The organism is Nostoc sp. NMS7, assembly GCF_017115085.1.
Classification (GTDB): domain Bacteria; phylum Cyanobacteriota; class Cyanobacteriia; order Cyanobacteriales; family Nostocaceae; genus Nostoc.
Genome location: NZ_JABXKJ010000242.1, coordinates 70,366 through 85,456 on the forward strand (window position 1 = coordinate 70,366; position 15,091 = coordinate 85,456).

The 15,091-nt window shown below is 42.3% G+C and carries 12 protein-coding genes and 1 pseudogene; 8 read left to right on the forward strand and 5 right to left on the reverse strand.

Features of this window, described 5'->3' with window-relative positions:
• Nucleotides 1-179: 179 nt before the first annotated feature.
• Nucleotides 180-638: an endonuclease domain-containing protein gene (locus HWQ38_RS32735; RefSeq protein ID WP_292802138.1), complete on the reverse strand. Its 459-nt coding sequence runs from the start codon at nt 636-638 to the stop codon at nt 180-182.
• A gap of 248 nt (nt 639-886) precedes the next feature.
• Here HWQ38_RS32735 and HWQ38_RS32740 point away from each other — a divergent pair, with 248 nt between their 5' ends.
• Nucleotides 887-2,506 (forward strand): tetratricopeptide repeat protein, encoded by a 1,620-nt coding sequence (locus HWQ38_RS32740; RefSeq protein ID WP_292802140.1) that lies wholly within the window; start codon nt 887-889, stop codon nt 2,504-2,506.
• Nucleotides 2,507-2,543: 37 nt separating this feature from the next.
• Here HWQ38_RS32740 and HWQ38_RS32745 read toward each other — a convergent pair.
• Together HWQ38_RS32745 and HWQ38_RS32750 are read right to left on the reverse strand one after the other, a co-directional pair.
• Nucleotides 2,544-3,227, reverse strand: a pseudogene (locus HWQ38_RS32745) (CAP domain-containing protein).
• Nucleotides 3,228-3,488: 261 nt separating this feature from the next.
• The gene (locus HWQ38_RS32750) at nt 3,489-4,616 is read right to left on the reverse strand and encodes an acyltransferase family protein (protein WP_292802142.1); all 1,128 of its coding nucleotides are present in this window, start codon (nt 4,614-4,616) and stop codon (nt 3,489-3,491) included.
• A gap of 118 nt (nt 4,617-4,734) precedes the next feature.
• Here HWQ38_RS32750 and HWQ38_RS32755 point away from each other — a divergent pair, with 118 nt between their 5' ends.
• Entirely contained in the window at nt 4,735-5,193 is a 459-nt protein-coding gene (locus tag HWQ38_RS32755) for a peroxiredoxin (RefSeq protein ID WP_292802144.1), read from the forward strand.
• Nucleotides 5,194-5,271: 78 nt separating this feature from the next.
• On the opposite strand, the gene raiA is transcribed toward HWQ38_RS32755, so the two are convergent.
• Nucleotides 5,272-5,916, reverse strand: coding sequence for a ribosome-associated translation inhibitor RaiA (gene raiA, locus HWQ38_RS32760; protein WP_292802146.1), 645 nt, complete (start codon nt 5,914-5,916; stop codon nt 5,272-5,274).
• Nucleotides 5,917-6,535: 619 nt separating this feature from the next.
• Here raiA and lipB point away from each other — a divergent pair.
• Complete coding sequence (lipB, locus tag HWQ38_RS32765) at nt 6,536-7,345, forward strand: lipoyl(octanoyl) transferase LipB (protein ID WP_292802148.1); 810 nt, start codon at nt 6,536-6,538, stop codon at nt 7,343-7,345.
• A 7-nt stretch (nt 7,346-7,352) separates the two neighbouring features.
• Here lipB and HWQ38_RS32770 read toward each other — a convergent pair whose 3' ends face one another.
• Complete coding sequence (locus tag HWQ38_RS32770) at nt 7,353-8,108, reverse strand: amino acid ABC transporter ATP-binding protein (protein ID WP_292802150.1); 756 nt, start codon at nt 8,106-8,108, stop codon at nt 7,353-7,355.
• 253 nt (nt 8,109-8,361) lie between these two features.
• Between HWQ38_RS32770 and HWQ38_RS32775 the strand changes: the two genes are divergently transcribed.
• From HWQ38_RS32775 to HWQ38_RS32795, 5 genes are all read left to right on the forward strand, one after another.
• Nucleotides 8,362-9,876: an ABC transporter permease subunit gene (locus tag HWQ38_RS32775; protein WP_292802152.1), complete on the forward strand. Its 1,515-nt coding sequence runs from the start codon at nt 8,362-8,364 to the stop codon at nt 9,874-9,876.
• A gap of 349 nt (nt 9,877-10,225) precedes the next feature.
• Nucleotides 10,226-11,050, forward strand: coding sequence for a lipid kinase (locus HWQ38_RS32780; RefSeq protein WP_292802154.1), 825 nt, complete (start codon nt 10,226-10,228; stop codon nt 11,048-11,050).
• 315 nt (nt 11,051-11,365) lie between these two features.
• Nucleotides 11,366-11,719, forward strand: a complete 354-nt coding sequence (locus HWQ38_RS32785; RefSeq protein ID WP_292802156.1) for a hypothetical protein — start codon at nt 11,366-11,368, stop codon at nt 11,717-11,719.
• A 223-nt stretch (nt 11,720-11,942) separates the two neighbouring features.
• Entirely contained in the window at nt 11,943-13,295 is a 1,353-nt protein-coding gene (locus tag HWQ38_RS32790; protein WP_292802158.1) for a histidine phosphatase family protein, read from the forward strand.
• Between the two features lie 148 nt (nt 13,296-13,443).
• The gene (locus HWQ38_RS32795; protein ID WP_292802160.1) at nt 13,444-14,754 is read left to right on the forward strand and encodes a dihydroorotase; all 1,311 of its coding nucleotides are present in this window, start codon (nt 13,444-13,446) and stop codon (nt 14,752-14,754) included.
• Nucleotides 14,755-15,091: the final 337 nt, after the last annotated feature.

The following is a 15,091-nucleotide window of genomic DNA, read 5'->3' on the forward strand; positions in this document are numbered from 1 at the left end:
GATTCGCAGAAACATAAATGGACTGGATTACACTACTGATATCGCAATAGAGTTAATGAAGTCAGTAGTTGTCTTGTGAGACGATGGTCAAATTATGACGCAAAGCGATCGCACATACTACCAAAAACCACATAATTAGCCCCCTCCTCGCTTGCTCTTAGGGGGTTGGGGGTGGGGTTCTATCTCTGCAACCAAGCAGCGATATCCTGCAACATCCCCTCCATCCTCTCCAGAACATCCTCATTTCTAAATCGCCCAACCTGCAACCCCAAACTCTCCAAAAATTCTTGACGTATCGCATCTTCGTCTTGGGTGTAGTCGTGAATTTCGCCATCCACTTCCACCACTAACCGCGCTTCATTACAGTAAAAATCGACGATAAAACGGTCAATTGTTTGCTGACGCCGGAACTTGAAACCCAAAAGTTGCTTGTGTCTTAACTTCTGCCAAAGTAGCTTTTCTGCTGGAGTTGGTTCACACCGCATCTGTCGCGCCAATGGTTTAAGTTTTTTCCAAAGTTCGTGTGGGGTTTGCCAAGGGTATCCTGGAACCCCACCCCCTAACCCCCTCCCCGCAAGCGAGGAGGGGGGACTGGAGTTGGTGAGAGGCTTTGGCTTGGGGTTGTGATTTTGGGTCATTTGCACTCTTGGTGGTTAGTTAATTAATATTTCATAGACCTCTTGCAAAAGTCCCTAACACTCCACCCCCAACCCCTCCCCGCAAGCGGGGAGGGGAGAGAAAGCGTAGCTTTGGCGGGGTGGGGTTCTTATTTTTGATTTATGCAAGAGTTCTCATGTATTATTCCCAGCGATCGCACTCTTCGCCCAACTCCTTAAAACTCTGGCATAATCAGAATAATCTCATCAAAAGATTCGCAGAAATATAAATGGACTGGATTACACTACTGCGATCGCAACAGTCTGATTTTATTAAAAGGTTAACATCTGGTTGTCTGCTTCATTGTGAAACAGAAGGTCAATATAGTGAATTAACTATCATCTCTGGAGAGAGGTTAAAGGCACTACGGGAATTTTGCTGGCTGATGGCTGAGAAATATAAGCGTGTTTCACCAGTGCGTGACGTTTTTATCAGTTATCTCAAAGGGAAGTTGGGTGAGGAAGTTGTCAAAGAACGTTTAGCTGATTTTATTACTGAAGTCGATTATGAAAAGCGATTCGGCGGCGATGGTAATATAGATTTTACCTTAACTTCTGACCCATCTATTGGTATCGAGGTTAAATCTCGTCACGGTAGTATTGATAAAGTTAGATGGTCAATTAGTTCTGAAGAGGTGGAAAAAAATGCAGTTGTAGTTTGCATTTTGATTCAAGAAGATGTGAGTGAAGCACAATCTGAGTATCACCTTTTCTTGGCTGGCTTTCTGCCAACCCGGATGATTAAGTTGAAGACTGGGAAAATTTCATTTGGGATAGAACAATTACTGTATGGTGGTGGTTTATGGTGCTATCTAGAACAGTTACAATCTTCTCTAAATAATTCTTCTAGGCAACAATCATCAATTTACAAATATCTCCCAAAACAGGAAATTCCATCTAAGCCAACTAATAATCAGTTGGTCAAATCTTCCTTTAAACCTGAATATCATGATCAAGATTTAAATATACTTTATATAAAATTGGGTGATGAATGTTTTGAGAAAGGAGAATATACGAATGCAATCACTAACTATAATCAAGCCTTACAACTTAAATCTAGCGATGTTGATTTATATTATAAACGAGGTTTGGCTCACTATCAAATAGGAGATTATGAAGCGGCGATCGCAGATTATTCTCAGGCAATCCAGATAAATATTCATGATGCTAAATCTTACAATAAACGAGGTTTAGCTCTGTGTCAACTAGGGCGATTAGAAGAAGCAATTAATGATTATAGTCAGGCGATCAGAATTAATCCTCATGTTGCTGTAGCTTATAAAAATCGGGCTGAGGCTCGTTCTCACCTAGGAGATAATCAGGGTGCAATTGAAGATTATACCCAGGCTATTAAAATTAACCCCCATTATGCTGATGCTTATAAAAACCGTGGGATTACTCGTTATTTATTAGGCTCTCAATCTGGATTTCCTCAAGCAATTAAGATTAATCCTCAAGATGCCATAGCTTATAAAAAACGTGGTAATGCTCGTTCAGATTTAGGAGATTTGGAAGGAGCAATTGAAGATTATACTCAGGCAATACAGATTAATCCTAATTATGTTGATGCTTATTACAACCGTGGTAATGCTCGTTCAGATTTAGGAGATTTGGAAGGAGCAATTCAAGATTATACTCAAGCAATAAAGATTAATTCAAATTATGCAGATGCTTATTACAATCGTGGGAATATCCATTTAGAAATAGCAGATAAACAGGGAGCAGTTGAGGATTTTCAAAAAGCGGCAGACATCTATCGTCAAGAAGGCAAGCTAGAAGCACTCAAAGATACACGAGAAAGAATATTAGATTTAGAAATAGAAGAATCATTAGATGTTTTAAAGTTCTAGAAAGTCGATGAATTCTGATATCCTGAAGTTTGAATTTTTATTTTTCCCTATACCCTCCAGCGTAATCAATTACACAAATTGTTCTATATGATTTGTGAGTTCCATAAGCAACACCAGACACTTTAAAAGCACCATTAAAAATGTTTTTTCTATGACCGCGATCGCGCACACCATCATCTATAATTAACTGCATGATGATATCTTGGGCAGTGTTTGGGCCATAACTGATATTTTCCCCTGCGGTTGTTTGCCATTTACCATAGCGGTTGATGCGAGAAAAGGGGTTGCTACCATCGCTACCATCATGACCTGTAGTACCTTTTGGCCCTTGGTCTTTAACGTGGTCTTTTGCACCTAAAGACATACCCTTAGATGCACTCAACCCTCCCACAGGATGTGCTGATTTCAGAAATGCGATCGCTTCATCGACTGCTTTGACTCCTTCTTGAGTTCGCAAATACGTATTATTAGAAATTTTGACTCGGTTCCCCTGAAAGCGCTTTCTATAATTTTTTAGAATCGGGAGGTATGCTTTGGGATTTGTTCATACTTTATTTGTTTCAATTATTACCTGTTGTTCCAGCGAGGAAAGGTAACTCGCCTTTGCTAATAAAATCGGACTGGCTGGTTGAACTACTGCTGGGCTAGATTGAAACAGGTGATTTGAGCAGCCAAATATCAGGAGAAGTGGCAAAAATACCCAAAATCTAATGCGACGCATTCATTACCTCACAATTATTTATATGGATTAATTTAGTGAATTAAAATAAATAAGAATTTTCTCCATACAGAGAAGTTTGTAGACGCTTCTTTATATCTGTTGTAACCTAGCGAAGACTCAAACGTAAAGGAGAAAAAAGATTACACAAATAAAAACTTTGCATATTTGCATTTGACAGAAAAACGCAGAGTTTATATCATGTTCGCTTAAATAACTGTCATTGCGATCGCGTCGTTTGACTCGCAATGACATATTCTCGTATTACACTTTGAGAAACCAGCGTTGGCGATACATCAAAACACCAACAGCCCACCACAATAACACGGTAACTAGGGCAAACAACAGGGAACCATTCAGGAGTCCCGCCCAAGATACGAAAAAATTCTGGTAAATCCAATTGTAGGTGCTAGGAGCGTCTTTGCCTGTGCCGATAGTGGTTTTAACTAAGATTTTAATTAACAAAACGGATGGAACGAAAAGAGCGATCGCATTTAAGCCCATAATTTCAAAAGGTTTACTCCAGCGACGATTCAGCCGGACTTCGATCAGTTCATAACAAGCTGCTAGCAAAAGTAACGCCCAACCGGTGGTAAAAACTACATAGGAACTTGTCCACAGCTTTTTGTTGATGGGGAATGTCCACCCCCACGCCCAACCGATAATTAAACAACCAACTCCAAATAATCCTAACCCGATACTTGTGCGTGACTGTACAGGTTGGCTGCGTATCCATTGTCCAGTGAAGTAGCCAGCCATAACACTTACGATCGTTGGAATAGTACTGAAAAGTCCCTCTGGATCTCCCATAAAGTTGAAACCATCACCTTTGTATAAATGTGCTTTGGGAATAATCAGGCGGTCAATATAAGCGCCAAAGTTACCTTCCCGCGTCAGAACTCCCGCACCATAATCCGGCACTGGTAGATAGATCATCGTTAGCCAGTAGCCAATGAGTAGCACTGCTGCCAGTATCCATTGACCTTTACGCGGCAGATTGAGAACTACCAAAGAAGCCAGCAGATAGGTAATGCTGATGCGCTGCAACACTCCCATAATGCGGATACTACTCAAATCAAAAGTCCAAACACCCTGATTCCAAAAGCCATTTAGTAGCAATCCCAAGGCAAAGAGAATGGCAGCGCGGCGTAAGATGCGCGAGTAAATAGCTGAGGTTGGTTTATTACCTTCGGTGTACTTTGACAGCGAGAAAGTCATTGCTACACCGACAATGAAGAGAAAGAAGGGAAATACCAAGTCAGTAGGTGTGCAGCCGTGCCAATCGGCGTGGGCTAAGGGAGGATATACATCATCTGCGACACCCGCCATATTGACGAGAATCATTCCAGCGATCGTAATGCCGCGAAAAACATCCAATGAAGTCAGACGCATAAACGGAATTTTATGTTAGATAAGTATCTAAACTACTCCGCTTGATGCAGGTAATCAAGCAAAATTTATAGACTTCGATCCAAGGTAAAATTTTGTTCAGTCATTACCACCACTCGCTATGCCAATCAAAGTTGGAGATACCGCTCCTAATTTCAGTCTACCCGCCCAAAACGGCTCAACACTTAGCCTCCAAGATTTTCGCGGCAAAAAAGCTGTTGTCCTATATTTTTATCCCAAGGACGACACACCCGGATGTACGACCGAATCTTGCGCCTTTCGCGATCAATATGAAATTTTTAAAACTGCTGGCGCTGAAGTTGTCGGCGTAAGTGCTGACTCCAGCGAATCTCATCAGCGATTTGCTGCGAAATACAATCTACCTTTTACTCTGTTAACTGACAAAGGCGACCAAGTAAGGAAGCTATATGGCGCAACAGCAGCTTTTGGCTTATTCCCTGGTCGCGTTACTTACGTCATTGACCAACAGGGAGTTGTGCAATACGTGTTTGATTCAATGTTTAACTTTAAAGGTCATGTTGAGGAAGCGCTGAAAACTTTGCAACAACTTGTGAAATAGGGGAATGGGCATTGGGCATTGGGCATTGGTTATTTCTCCCTCATCTCCCTAATCCCCCCATTCCCTATGCCCCATTCCCTATTTATTCAAGTGCGACTTTTCCGGCATGACAATGTTAGGATGGGCTGATTTGCCATTTTTGCCGTTGGTATGACCGTTACTATTGCGGGGATGGATAAGACCATAACCGCCGTGGTTGCGTTCGTAAAGCACGTTAATCTCTCCAGTTTCCGAATTGCGGAACATATAAAAGTCGTGTCCCACGAGTTGCAGTTGTTCTAAGGCTTCTGCAAGGGTCATTGGCGGCATGGAAAAATATTTTGTGCGAACGACTTCGTTGGGCAATTCGGGAGTGCGATCGCCAATTAAATCTGTGACTACCGATGCAACAACTACTTCTGTTGGTGGGGACTGAGTTTTCTTGTCTTGACGCCGTTCTTTGTATTTCCGCAGTTGACGGGCAATTTTATCTGCAACTAAGTCAATGCTGGCATACAGGCTTTCGCTGCTTTCCTCGGCACGGATAACACTACCATTAGCATAAATAGTTACTTCAGCCGCTTGTCTAGTACTAATTCGGGGATTACGGGCTACGCTAAGATGCACATCAACTTCATTTGTAATGCTCTGAAAGTGACTAACTGATTTTTCAATCTTTTGATGTACATACTCACGAATTGCATCGGTGATTTCAATATTTTTGCTATGGATGACAAGCTTCATGTAAACTCTCCCGCTGAATATTTGAATTTGTGAATTTGCTTTGTATGAAAAGAAGTTGCGGTAAGCTATATTACTCCCGCCAAAACAAATTGTGAACTATATTGTATGTACTGTCGGTAATCTGTCTCTAAGCCTGCTGCATCTGAGTTGTTGTCAAAAACACCCTTGATTTCCCTCCTCATCTCTGCGCTGATATCCAATTGGATATCCAGATAAAACTCTTGGGTGAGGAAATCTCAGTGGTAGCTCCCGTGACTACCTTCTCTTTTAAAGCAACGCTTACAGAACTGTTGATAGTTGCTCCTTCTGTGTTCGATTCAGGTTTGCTTGCTGTTGTTCAAGAATACAAATCTTTGTGGAAGTTTGATTGTGTTTGAAATGCAAACAATATGATTAGAGTCATCAGCCAGTACATACGTCTTTATTGTCTTGGCATGATGCTTATTGCAGAGAATTCCTCCTAAAACCTATTGAGGTTATCTTTTCAAGCTAGCACTTTGTGTTTTCTAATGCAGCTTCCCTTGACTTTCCTTTAAAATCCTTTGCAAAACTTAAGATTTTTTGACTCCAATCATATAACTTGAGATATATTTCGTTCCCAATAGAGTTGATTTTTGGCATGATTCATAGTATAGAACCACACAAAAACCGTTGTTTGCTGTATAACCAAGGGTTAATGCCTTACTTAGAAGCTCATGGATGGCAGCGATCGCTCGTCACTGAGCGCATCCATGACCCCAGTCTAGATGATGTATTAATTTTGCTAGAACATCCACCTGTCTACACTCTGGGGCAAGGAAGCAACTCAGATTTTCTCAAATTTGATATTAACCCTTCTCTACGAGACCCTTCTCTACGAGACGCTGCGCGTAGCTTGCTTCCACGAAGTGGTACGGCAAGCTCAGGGCATCGCGCTGCGCGAACGGCTTCTCTACGAGACGCTACGCGAACGCTCAGGGTAAAAAGTCAATATGATGTGCATAGAGTTGAACGAGGCGGCGAGGTGACTTACCATTGTCCCGGTCAACTGGTGGGGTATCCAATTTTAAATCTGCAACGTCATCGTAAAGACCTCCATTGGTACTTACGGCAACTCGAAGAAGTAATAATTCGCGTATTGGCAGTTTATGGGTTGCAGGGAGAAAGAATTCCGGGTTTTACTGGCGTTTGGTTACAAGGGCGAAAAGTTGCGGCTATTGGTATTAAAGTCAGCCGTTGGATTACCATGCACGGCTTTGCATTAAATGTTTGTCCTGACATGACAGGCTTTGAGCGCATTGTACCCTGCGGTATTTCTGATAAACCTGTAGGCAGTTTAGCCGAATTGATTCCAGCTATTACCTGTCAAGAAGTGCGCTTTTATGTAGCACAGTCTTTTGCGGAAGTCTTTGGAGTGGAATTAGTCGAGTCGCAGACTCCTAACTCCTAACTCCTAACTATCTAACGTTAAGGCGACTGAGGAAAATACGTAGGCGATCGCTTTGGGGATTGGTCAGAACTTCGTAAGCTGGGCCTTGTTCTGTGACAATACCTTTGTCTAAAAATATCACCTGATGGGCTACTTCTTTTGCAAATTGCATTTCATGGGTGACAACCACCATTGTCATCCCTTCTGATGCCAATTGTTGCATCACTTGCAAAACTTCGCCAACGAGTTCGGGATCTAGGGCGCTGGTGGGTTCGTCAAATAGCATGATTTGGGGATTCATACATAAGCTACGAGCGATCGCTGCTCGTTGCTTTTGTCCACCAGAAAGTTGTTCGGGATAAGCAGAGGCTTTGTCAAATAAGCCAACTTTATCTAAGTATAATCTCGCTAGTTGGGCGCTTTCTTTCGCTGTTTTACCCAAGACTTTCTGAGGGGCGAGTGTCATATTTTCCAGGACGCTGAGATGAGGAAACAGGTTGAATTGCTGGAAAACCATGCCTACTTGTGTTCGTAGTTGCCGTAGTTGGCTATAGTTGACACTGGGTCGGGATACGTTGATACCGTTGACTATCAAACGCCCGTTGTCAATGGCTTCTAGCCGATTAAAGCAGCGTAGTAGGGTACTTTTGCCACACCCGGAGGAACCGATAACTGCAACGACTTCTCCCCGGTTGATTTCGCCTGTGATTCCTTTGAGGACTTTGAGGGAATCAAAGTTTTTTTCGATATTGTCAAAAATAATCGCGGGGATGGTATTGTTCATTACTTATGTCAAGCTGTTCTACAGTTGATTGTAAGGTTTTTAATGTAGGCCGTGCAGCAGTCCTAAAAAACGCCTCAGAATGAATTCTAAGGCTAATAGCTAAAGCCTTCTAAAGAAGACTTAGTAAGGGTTTTAGTCTACTTCAGTAGACTTTAGCTATTAGCCAAGAAATTTATTTCTTGGCGGGAGATTGGACAGTTGCAAGATATAACTTGAACGAACCGCAGAGGCGCAGAGGGAAAGAGAAAATAATATGGCTAAATTTGATTTGGGGCGTTGGCTGCGCTGGTGGGTGGTTATAAGTTTTAGCTGTTTGTTACTGGCTGGCTGTGGGGTGAATCCTAGTGTGGGTAAAATGCGGGTTGCTACTGAACCGGCGTTTCCACCTTTTGAGTTTCAGGGAAAAGGTGGTGAGTTGCAGGGTTTTTCGATTGATTTGATGAATGCGATCGCTTCCTCTGCTAACTTTAAAGTGGATTTTCAAAGTCTGCCTTTTGATGGTATTATCCCAGCTTTGCGAGGCAAAACGGTAGATGCGGCGATTAGTTCGATCACGATTACCGAGGAGAGGGCGAAGACGATTTCTTTTTCCCGTCCTTATTTTAAGGCTGGGTTAGCGATCGCAATTCGCGCAGATAATCAAAATATTACTGGCTTTGACAGTCTCAAAAATAAAAAAATTGCGGTACAAATTGGCACAACTGGAGCTGCAAAGGCTAAGAGTATTCCTGGAGTGCAAATTCGCAGTTTTGATTCAGCGCCTTTAGCCCTGGAAGAATTGCTCAATGGTAATGTGGATGCGGTAATCAATGATGCACCAGTGACTTTATATGCTATTAATACCGGCAATCTTCAGGGAGTTAAAATAGTACAGCAATTGCTGACGGAGGAGTTTTACGGGATTGCTACAGCTAAAAATTCGCCGAATTTGGCATTAATAAACGATGGTTTGGATAGGGTACTGAAAAATGGCACTTATTCCCAAATTTATCGAAAATGGTTAAAAGTCGAGCCGCCATCATTACCAGTTAAATCACCATTTGAGAACCAGACTACCACTGGCACACCTAAAATATTGACCTCAATTGGCGTGATTTTGCAGGCTTTTCCAACTTTATTACAGGGAGCTTTAGTAACGTTGCAATTGACGATACTTTCTGTAGTGTTTGGTTTAATTGGCGGTTCCTTGATTGGTATTGTTCGCCTTTCTCATATTGCACCTGTGCGCTGGCTAGCGAGGGCGTATGTAGATTTTTTCCGGGGAACGCCTTTGTTGGTGCAAATTTTTATGATTTACTTTGGATTACCTGCAATTTTGCAAGAACTTGGTTTGACATTTACTTTTGATCGTTGGGTAGCTGGGGTAATTGCTTTAAGTTTGAATAGTGCCGCATACATTGCCGAAGTTGTTCGTGCTGGCATTCAATCAATTGAAACAGGACAAGCAGAAGCAGCACAGTCATTAGGTTTGAGTTCTGTGCAAACAATGAGTTATATAATTTTTCCCCAAGCTTTCCGGCGGATGATTCCACCTTTAGGTAATGAGTTTATCAGTTTGTTGAAAGATACAAGCTTAGTTGCGGTGATTGGTTTTGAAGAATTGTTTCGCAAAGGACAGCTAATTGTCGCCGATAACTATCGCGCTTTTGAAATTTACGCGGCTGTGGCGGTGGTTTATTTGTGTTTGACGCTACTTTCTTCACAAGCCTTTAGCCGCTTAGAAGTGTGGATGAATCCGGTGAAACGGCAGAGGAAGTACGATACCTAAGAATTTTTCAAAAACAATTTAGGATTACTATATAGCAATCCTAAATCATTCGTGAATCTGGATACCGAGAATTTTCACAAATCAGATATGATTGCTATATATAAATCAATACAGTTCAGTTAAGCATTTCTTTCTTCTCTTTTTTCTCTTGCTTTGCGTTCTTCTCTACGAGACGCTGCGCGAATGCGGTTCGTTAAAAAAATTGACTTTGACAAAGAGTTAGGTCTTAACTGAACCGTCTTGATATATAAATGTCTTCTCAGTCAAAAGTTAAATAATTGTAACTATTAATAGTATTTATACAAATTCAACCTACAAGTATGTATCTATCCCAATTAAAAATATTCCTTTGTTTGACATTCAATATCTGAAGACACTCGGCTTTGATTTAATTGAGGAGTCTACAGAACACCCCAAACATCTTGCTGAAGTTATATTTCGCTATCAACATCAAGTTGAGTTGGTAATCATTGGTGGAGGAGATGGGACTCTCAATGCCGCAGTAGATGCTTTAGTTGATACTCAGTTGCCTTTGGGAATCTTGCCTCTTGGAACTGCCAACGACCTAGTGAGAACTTTGGAAATCCCAAATTCTCTCAGCGAAGCTTGCAAAATTATTGCCAATGGAAATTTACACCGCATCGACTTGGGTTGGGTGAACGGCAAGCACTTTTTTAACGTTGCCAGTCTGGGATTGAGTGTAAAAATTACCGAACGACTTACCAAAGAAGTTAAACGCCGTTGGGGAATATTTGCTTATGCTGCCACTGCCTTGCAAGTGATTTGGGAAGCTAGACCTTTTACTGCGGAGATTGTGATTAATAGTGAATCAATTCGCGTGAAAACAGTGCAAATTGCTGTGGGTAACGGCCGCTATTACGGCGGTGGTATGGCAGTGGCTGAGGATGCCACAATAGATGATCAAAGGCTAGACCTTTATAGCTTGGAGCTTAAGCACTGGTGGCAAATTCTACTATTACTTCCGGCAATGCGACAAGGGCGACATATACATTGGCAGAGTGTACGTTCTCTTCAAGGTCAAGAAATAGAGGTGTATACTCACAAACCGCGTCCGATCAATACAGATGGTGAAATCACCACTTATACACCTGCTCATTTTCGGGTTATACCTAAAGCTATAGCTGTTTTAGTACCCCCAGAAATCAGGAGTTAGGAATTATGGCTCTCCCACGCTGCGGTCAGCTAAAGCTACATCTAGCCCAGTCTTTTTCAGGACTTTTGAAAATTTAGACAACGTAACTTAAATAAATGCTGGTATATCTCAACGAACTTAACCGCGATCGCTAGTTATATATAGCTTGGCTAATATTTTATCTGTTTATTTTAGGCAACACAGAGCCGGAATCATTGACAAGCTAAGTATATACGCAATACAATTATTCTTATAGAACCTAACGATAGAGTTAATTAAAAGAATTTGCCCATAGAATAAATACAAGCAATATTAAAGATAATTTGGATAAAACAAATGAACACCAAAATTATTGCTTTCTTGGGAATTATGGCAGCCTTTGCAAACTTAGGAAGTCAAGTGTATGGACAGTCACCAGCATCAAGCTTAAATCGAGGACAATACAGATTAACTGGTGATTCTCTAATTGGAATTGATCATAGAACAGCCCAAAATGACTTTAGAAGCTTTTTTGAGCAAACTAATCCCGCAAGCATCTCCAACAACAATAGAAGAAACAATAAAACTCCACTCAAAATCCGCTTTAACGAATCATTATCACTGCCAGACACCTCTGTTTTCTTAACACCGGCTGAGTCGGGGAATGAGAATGATGGATTGCAAGTGCAGTTAGATATAGAGAGACAATAATCAGGTATAAAGGTTAAGGCTGTAGTTCTGACCGTAGATGCCTGCTGATCAAAACAGCCGTTGTGTTAAGAAATATTCTCAACACAACGGCTGTTTTTGCGGCTCATCCTGTCTCCCCTACGAGAATAAAGTTTCGCACCTGACTAAATCCGCATTCCTGAGTCGATAATTCTGCAATCATTTTGCAGTAGAATTAATCGTCTAGATAGAGGAGGGCTTTGCGATGACTCGTGTCATTATTGTGCGCCACGGTCAAAGCGGTTATAACACCGAGCGGCGTATTCAAGGGCGCACTGATGCGTCAACATTAACCGAAAAAGGTCGTAACGATGCTAGTAAAGTAGGCAAAGCCCTCAGCAATATTTTATTTAATGGGATTTACAGCAGTCCATTGCAACGAGCCAAACACACAGCAGATATTATCCATAGTGAGTTAGCTACTCATCCTGGACAGTCTGCTGTAGTCCAAGTTTCTGATTTGCTGCTGGAAATTGACTTGCCTTTATGGGAAGCACTGCTAACTGCCCAAGTTAAGCAAAAATTTGCCGAAGACTACCGCACTTGGCACGAACGCCCCGACGAACTGCGGATGTTGCTTAATGATGCAGAAGGAACAAGAGAACATTTTCCCGTTCTTGCTTTATACGAACAAGCACGGCAGTTTTGGCAAGAAATTTTGTCTTACCATCAAGGCGAAACTATTCTGATAGTGGGACATAACGGAATTAATCGCGCCCTGATTAGCACAGCGCTATCCATTCCTCCAAGTCGCTACCATTCAATACAGCAATCTAACTGTGGCATCACCGTACTAAATTTTGCTGGAGGATTGGGCGAATCAGTCCAACTAGAATCCTTAAATCAGACGCAACACACCGGAGAGATTCTACCCTCATTGCGACCTGATCATCAAGGAATACGGTTGTTACTGGTGCGTCATGGGGAAACTGACTGGAATCGCCAAACTAGGTTTCAAGGGCAAATTGATGTTCCCCTCAACGACAACGGTAGACAACAGTCGCAAAAAGCAGGCGAATTTCTTCAACAGGTAGCGATCGATTTTGCTGTAAGTAGCTCAATGTTGCGCCCTAAAGAAACAGCAGAGATTATCTTAAAACAACATCCTAATGTAAAGTTAGAATTGCAAGATGGTTTAAGAGAAATCAGCCACGGACTCTGGGAAGGAAAATTAGAAACAGAGATAGAGCAAGAGTTTCCGGGAGAATTGCAGCGCTGGCGGCTAGTACCAGCCCAAGTTCAAATGCCTGAAGGGGAAAATTTGCAACAAGTTTGGGAGCGCAGCGTTGCAGCTTGGCAATCAATTGTACAATCAGCATCAACGAATCAATTCAAAACTCTTTTAGTAGTAGCTCATGACGCTACTAACAAAACATTGCTTTGTCACATTCTGGGTTTATCGCTGGAAAATTTCTGGAATTTTCGCCAGGGTAATGGCGCAGTCAGTGTTATCGATTATCCTTCTGGAATCGATGGTTTACCAGTATTGCAAGCGATGAACATCACCACTCACTTGGGTGGAGGGGTACTAGATAAAACAGCAGCAGGAGCATTGTAATAGAGTTAGGAGTGACGAGAGACGCGATTAATCGCGTCTGTACAGGAGTTAAAAGTTAGGAGTTAGGAATAAAGTTAGTACAACATGGTGCGTTACGGCTTTACCCTAACGCACCCTACTTTAGATTTACTCATAACTAAAAACTTTTATGATTGAACTGCTGCAACAAGTACGGGTGATTGACCCAGTTTCGGAAATTGACGGACTCTTTGATGTCGTGATTGCTGATGGTTATATCGAAGTAGTGGCTTCGCGCATTTCTGATATCAGTTCCGATACTCAAATCAGAGATTGTCAGGGATTAGTTCTCGGCCCTGGGTTAGTAGATTTGTACAGCCACTCTGGGGAACCTGGCTTTGAAGAACGGGAAACCCTCTTGTCTCTTTTACAAGCTGCTGCTGCTGGCGGCTTTACCAGAATTAACATTTTACCCGATACATCCCCAGTTATTGATAACCCTGCCCTTGTGGCACAGTTGCAAAATAGGAGACAAGGAGGACAAGGAGGCAATTTTTCTCCCTTGTCTCCCCCCTCTCCCCCCTCTCCCTTATCTCCCCCTCTCTCCCTGCTTTATATCTGGGGTGCTATCACTCTAGATGTTGCTGGGAAGCAAATGACGGAATTGGCAGATTTAGCGTCGGCTGGAGTTGTTGGTTTTACGGATGGTAAGCCTTTAGAAAATTTGGCGCTGGTGCGGGGAGTGTTAGAGTATCTTCAGCCGTTGGGTAAACCAGTAGCTTTTTGGCCTAGCGATCGCCAATTAACAGCAAATGGTGTAATGAGAGAAGGGTCAGATGCTCTCCGTTTTGGTTTACCCCCAATCCCCGCCAGCGCGGAAACTACTGCGATCGCAGCTTTGTTAGAATTGGTTGCAACCATAGGCACACCAGTCCATATCATGCGTGTTTCCACATCTCGCAGCGTGGAATTAATCGCCTCAGCCAAGGCTGCTGGTTTACCTATCACCGCCAGCACCACCTGGATGCACCTTTTACTTGATACAAAAGCAGTTAAGAGTTATCACACCAGCTTGCATTTAGACCCGCCTTTAGGTAATTCTGGTGATGTGGCGGCGTTGCGTGCGGGGGTACGTGCGGGTGTGATCGATGCGATCGCTATTGACCACACACCCTACAGCTACGAAGAAAAAGTCCAAGCTTTTGCCGAAGCACCAGCCGGCGCAATTGGTTTAGAGTTAGCATTACCTTTACTGTGGCAATATCTCGTTGAAACTGGAGAATTTACAGCTTTAGAATTATGGCGGGCATTGAGTAGCAGTCCCGCCGAGTGTTTGGGGCAAAAAGTCAGTGCGATCGTACCTGATCAACCAGCAGAACTTACTTTATTTGATCCCCAGCAAACCTGGAAAGTCGAACGAAAAAGTCTTTATACACTTTCACAAAATACAGCTTGGTTAGGACAACAATTAAAAGGTCGTGTTGTGCAAACCTGGTGTTGAAAAATGCAAAAAACTCCGAGATTCATGACTTTATATAGAGGTATCAAGGCATTGGTATCTCAAACTTATATAGCCTTACTTACAGCCGTTTTCATGTATTTAGAACCACATCTGTCGTAAGGGCACAGAAAAAGCTCATTGGTGTCAACTTAAGCTAGAAATCGCTTGTTGACTTCCAGTCCCGCCCAGAAATAAATTTCTTTGGCTTTTAGCTAAAGTCTACTTCAGTAGACTAAAGACTTTTCGGATTATTTAGTCATCTAAAGATTGACTTGAGCTATTAGCCAAGGAACTTCAGTTCCTTGCGGGACATGGCTTTTACGTTAAGTTGACACGT

Bases quoted from the DNA above. Each gene is read 5' to 3' on its own strand.
- HWQ38_RS32735 (WP_292802138.1), bottom strand. From the start codon at position 638: ATGACCCAAAATCACAACCCCAAGCCAAAGCCTCTCACCAACTCCAGT.
- HWQ38_RS32740 (WP_292802140.1), top strand. From the start codon at position 887: ATGGACTGGATTACACTACTGCGATCGCAACAGTCTGATTTTATTAAA.
- HWQ38_RS32750 (WP_292802142.1), bottom strand. From the start codon at position 4,616: ATGCGTCTGACTTCATTGGATGTTTTTCGCGGCATTACGATCGCTGGA.
- HWQ38_RS32755 (WP_292802144.1), top strand. From the start codon at position 4,735: ATGCCAATCAAAGTTGGAGATACCGCTCCTAATTTCAGTCTACCCGCC.
- raiA (WP_292802146.1), bottom strand. From the start codon at position 5,916: ATGAAGCTTGTCATCCATAGCAAAAATATTGAAATCACCGATGCAATT.
- lipB (WP_292802148.1), top strand. From the start codon at position 6,536: ATGATTCATAGTATAGAACCACACAAAAACCGTTGTTTGCTGTATAAC.
- HWQ38_RS32770 (WP_292802150.1), bottom strand. From the start codon at position 8,108: ATGAACAATACCATCCCCGCGATTATTTTTGACAATATCGAAAAAAAC.
- HWQ38_RS32775 (WP_292802152.1), top strand. From the start codon at position 8,362: ATGGCTAAATTTGATTTGGGGCGTTGGCTGCGCTGGTGGGTGGTTATA.
- HWQ38_RS32785 (WP_292802156.1), top strand. From the start codon at position 11,366: ATGAACACCAAAATTATTGCTTTCTTGGGAATTATGGCAGCCTTTGCA.
- HWQ38_RS32790 (WP_292802158.1), top strand. From the start codon at position 11,943: ATGACTCGTGTCATTATTGTGCGCCACGGTCAAAGCGGTTATAACACC.
- HWQ38_RS32795 (WP_292802160.1), top strand. From the start codon at position 13,444: ATGATTGAACTGCTGCAACAAGTACGGGTGATTGACCCAGTTTCGGAA.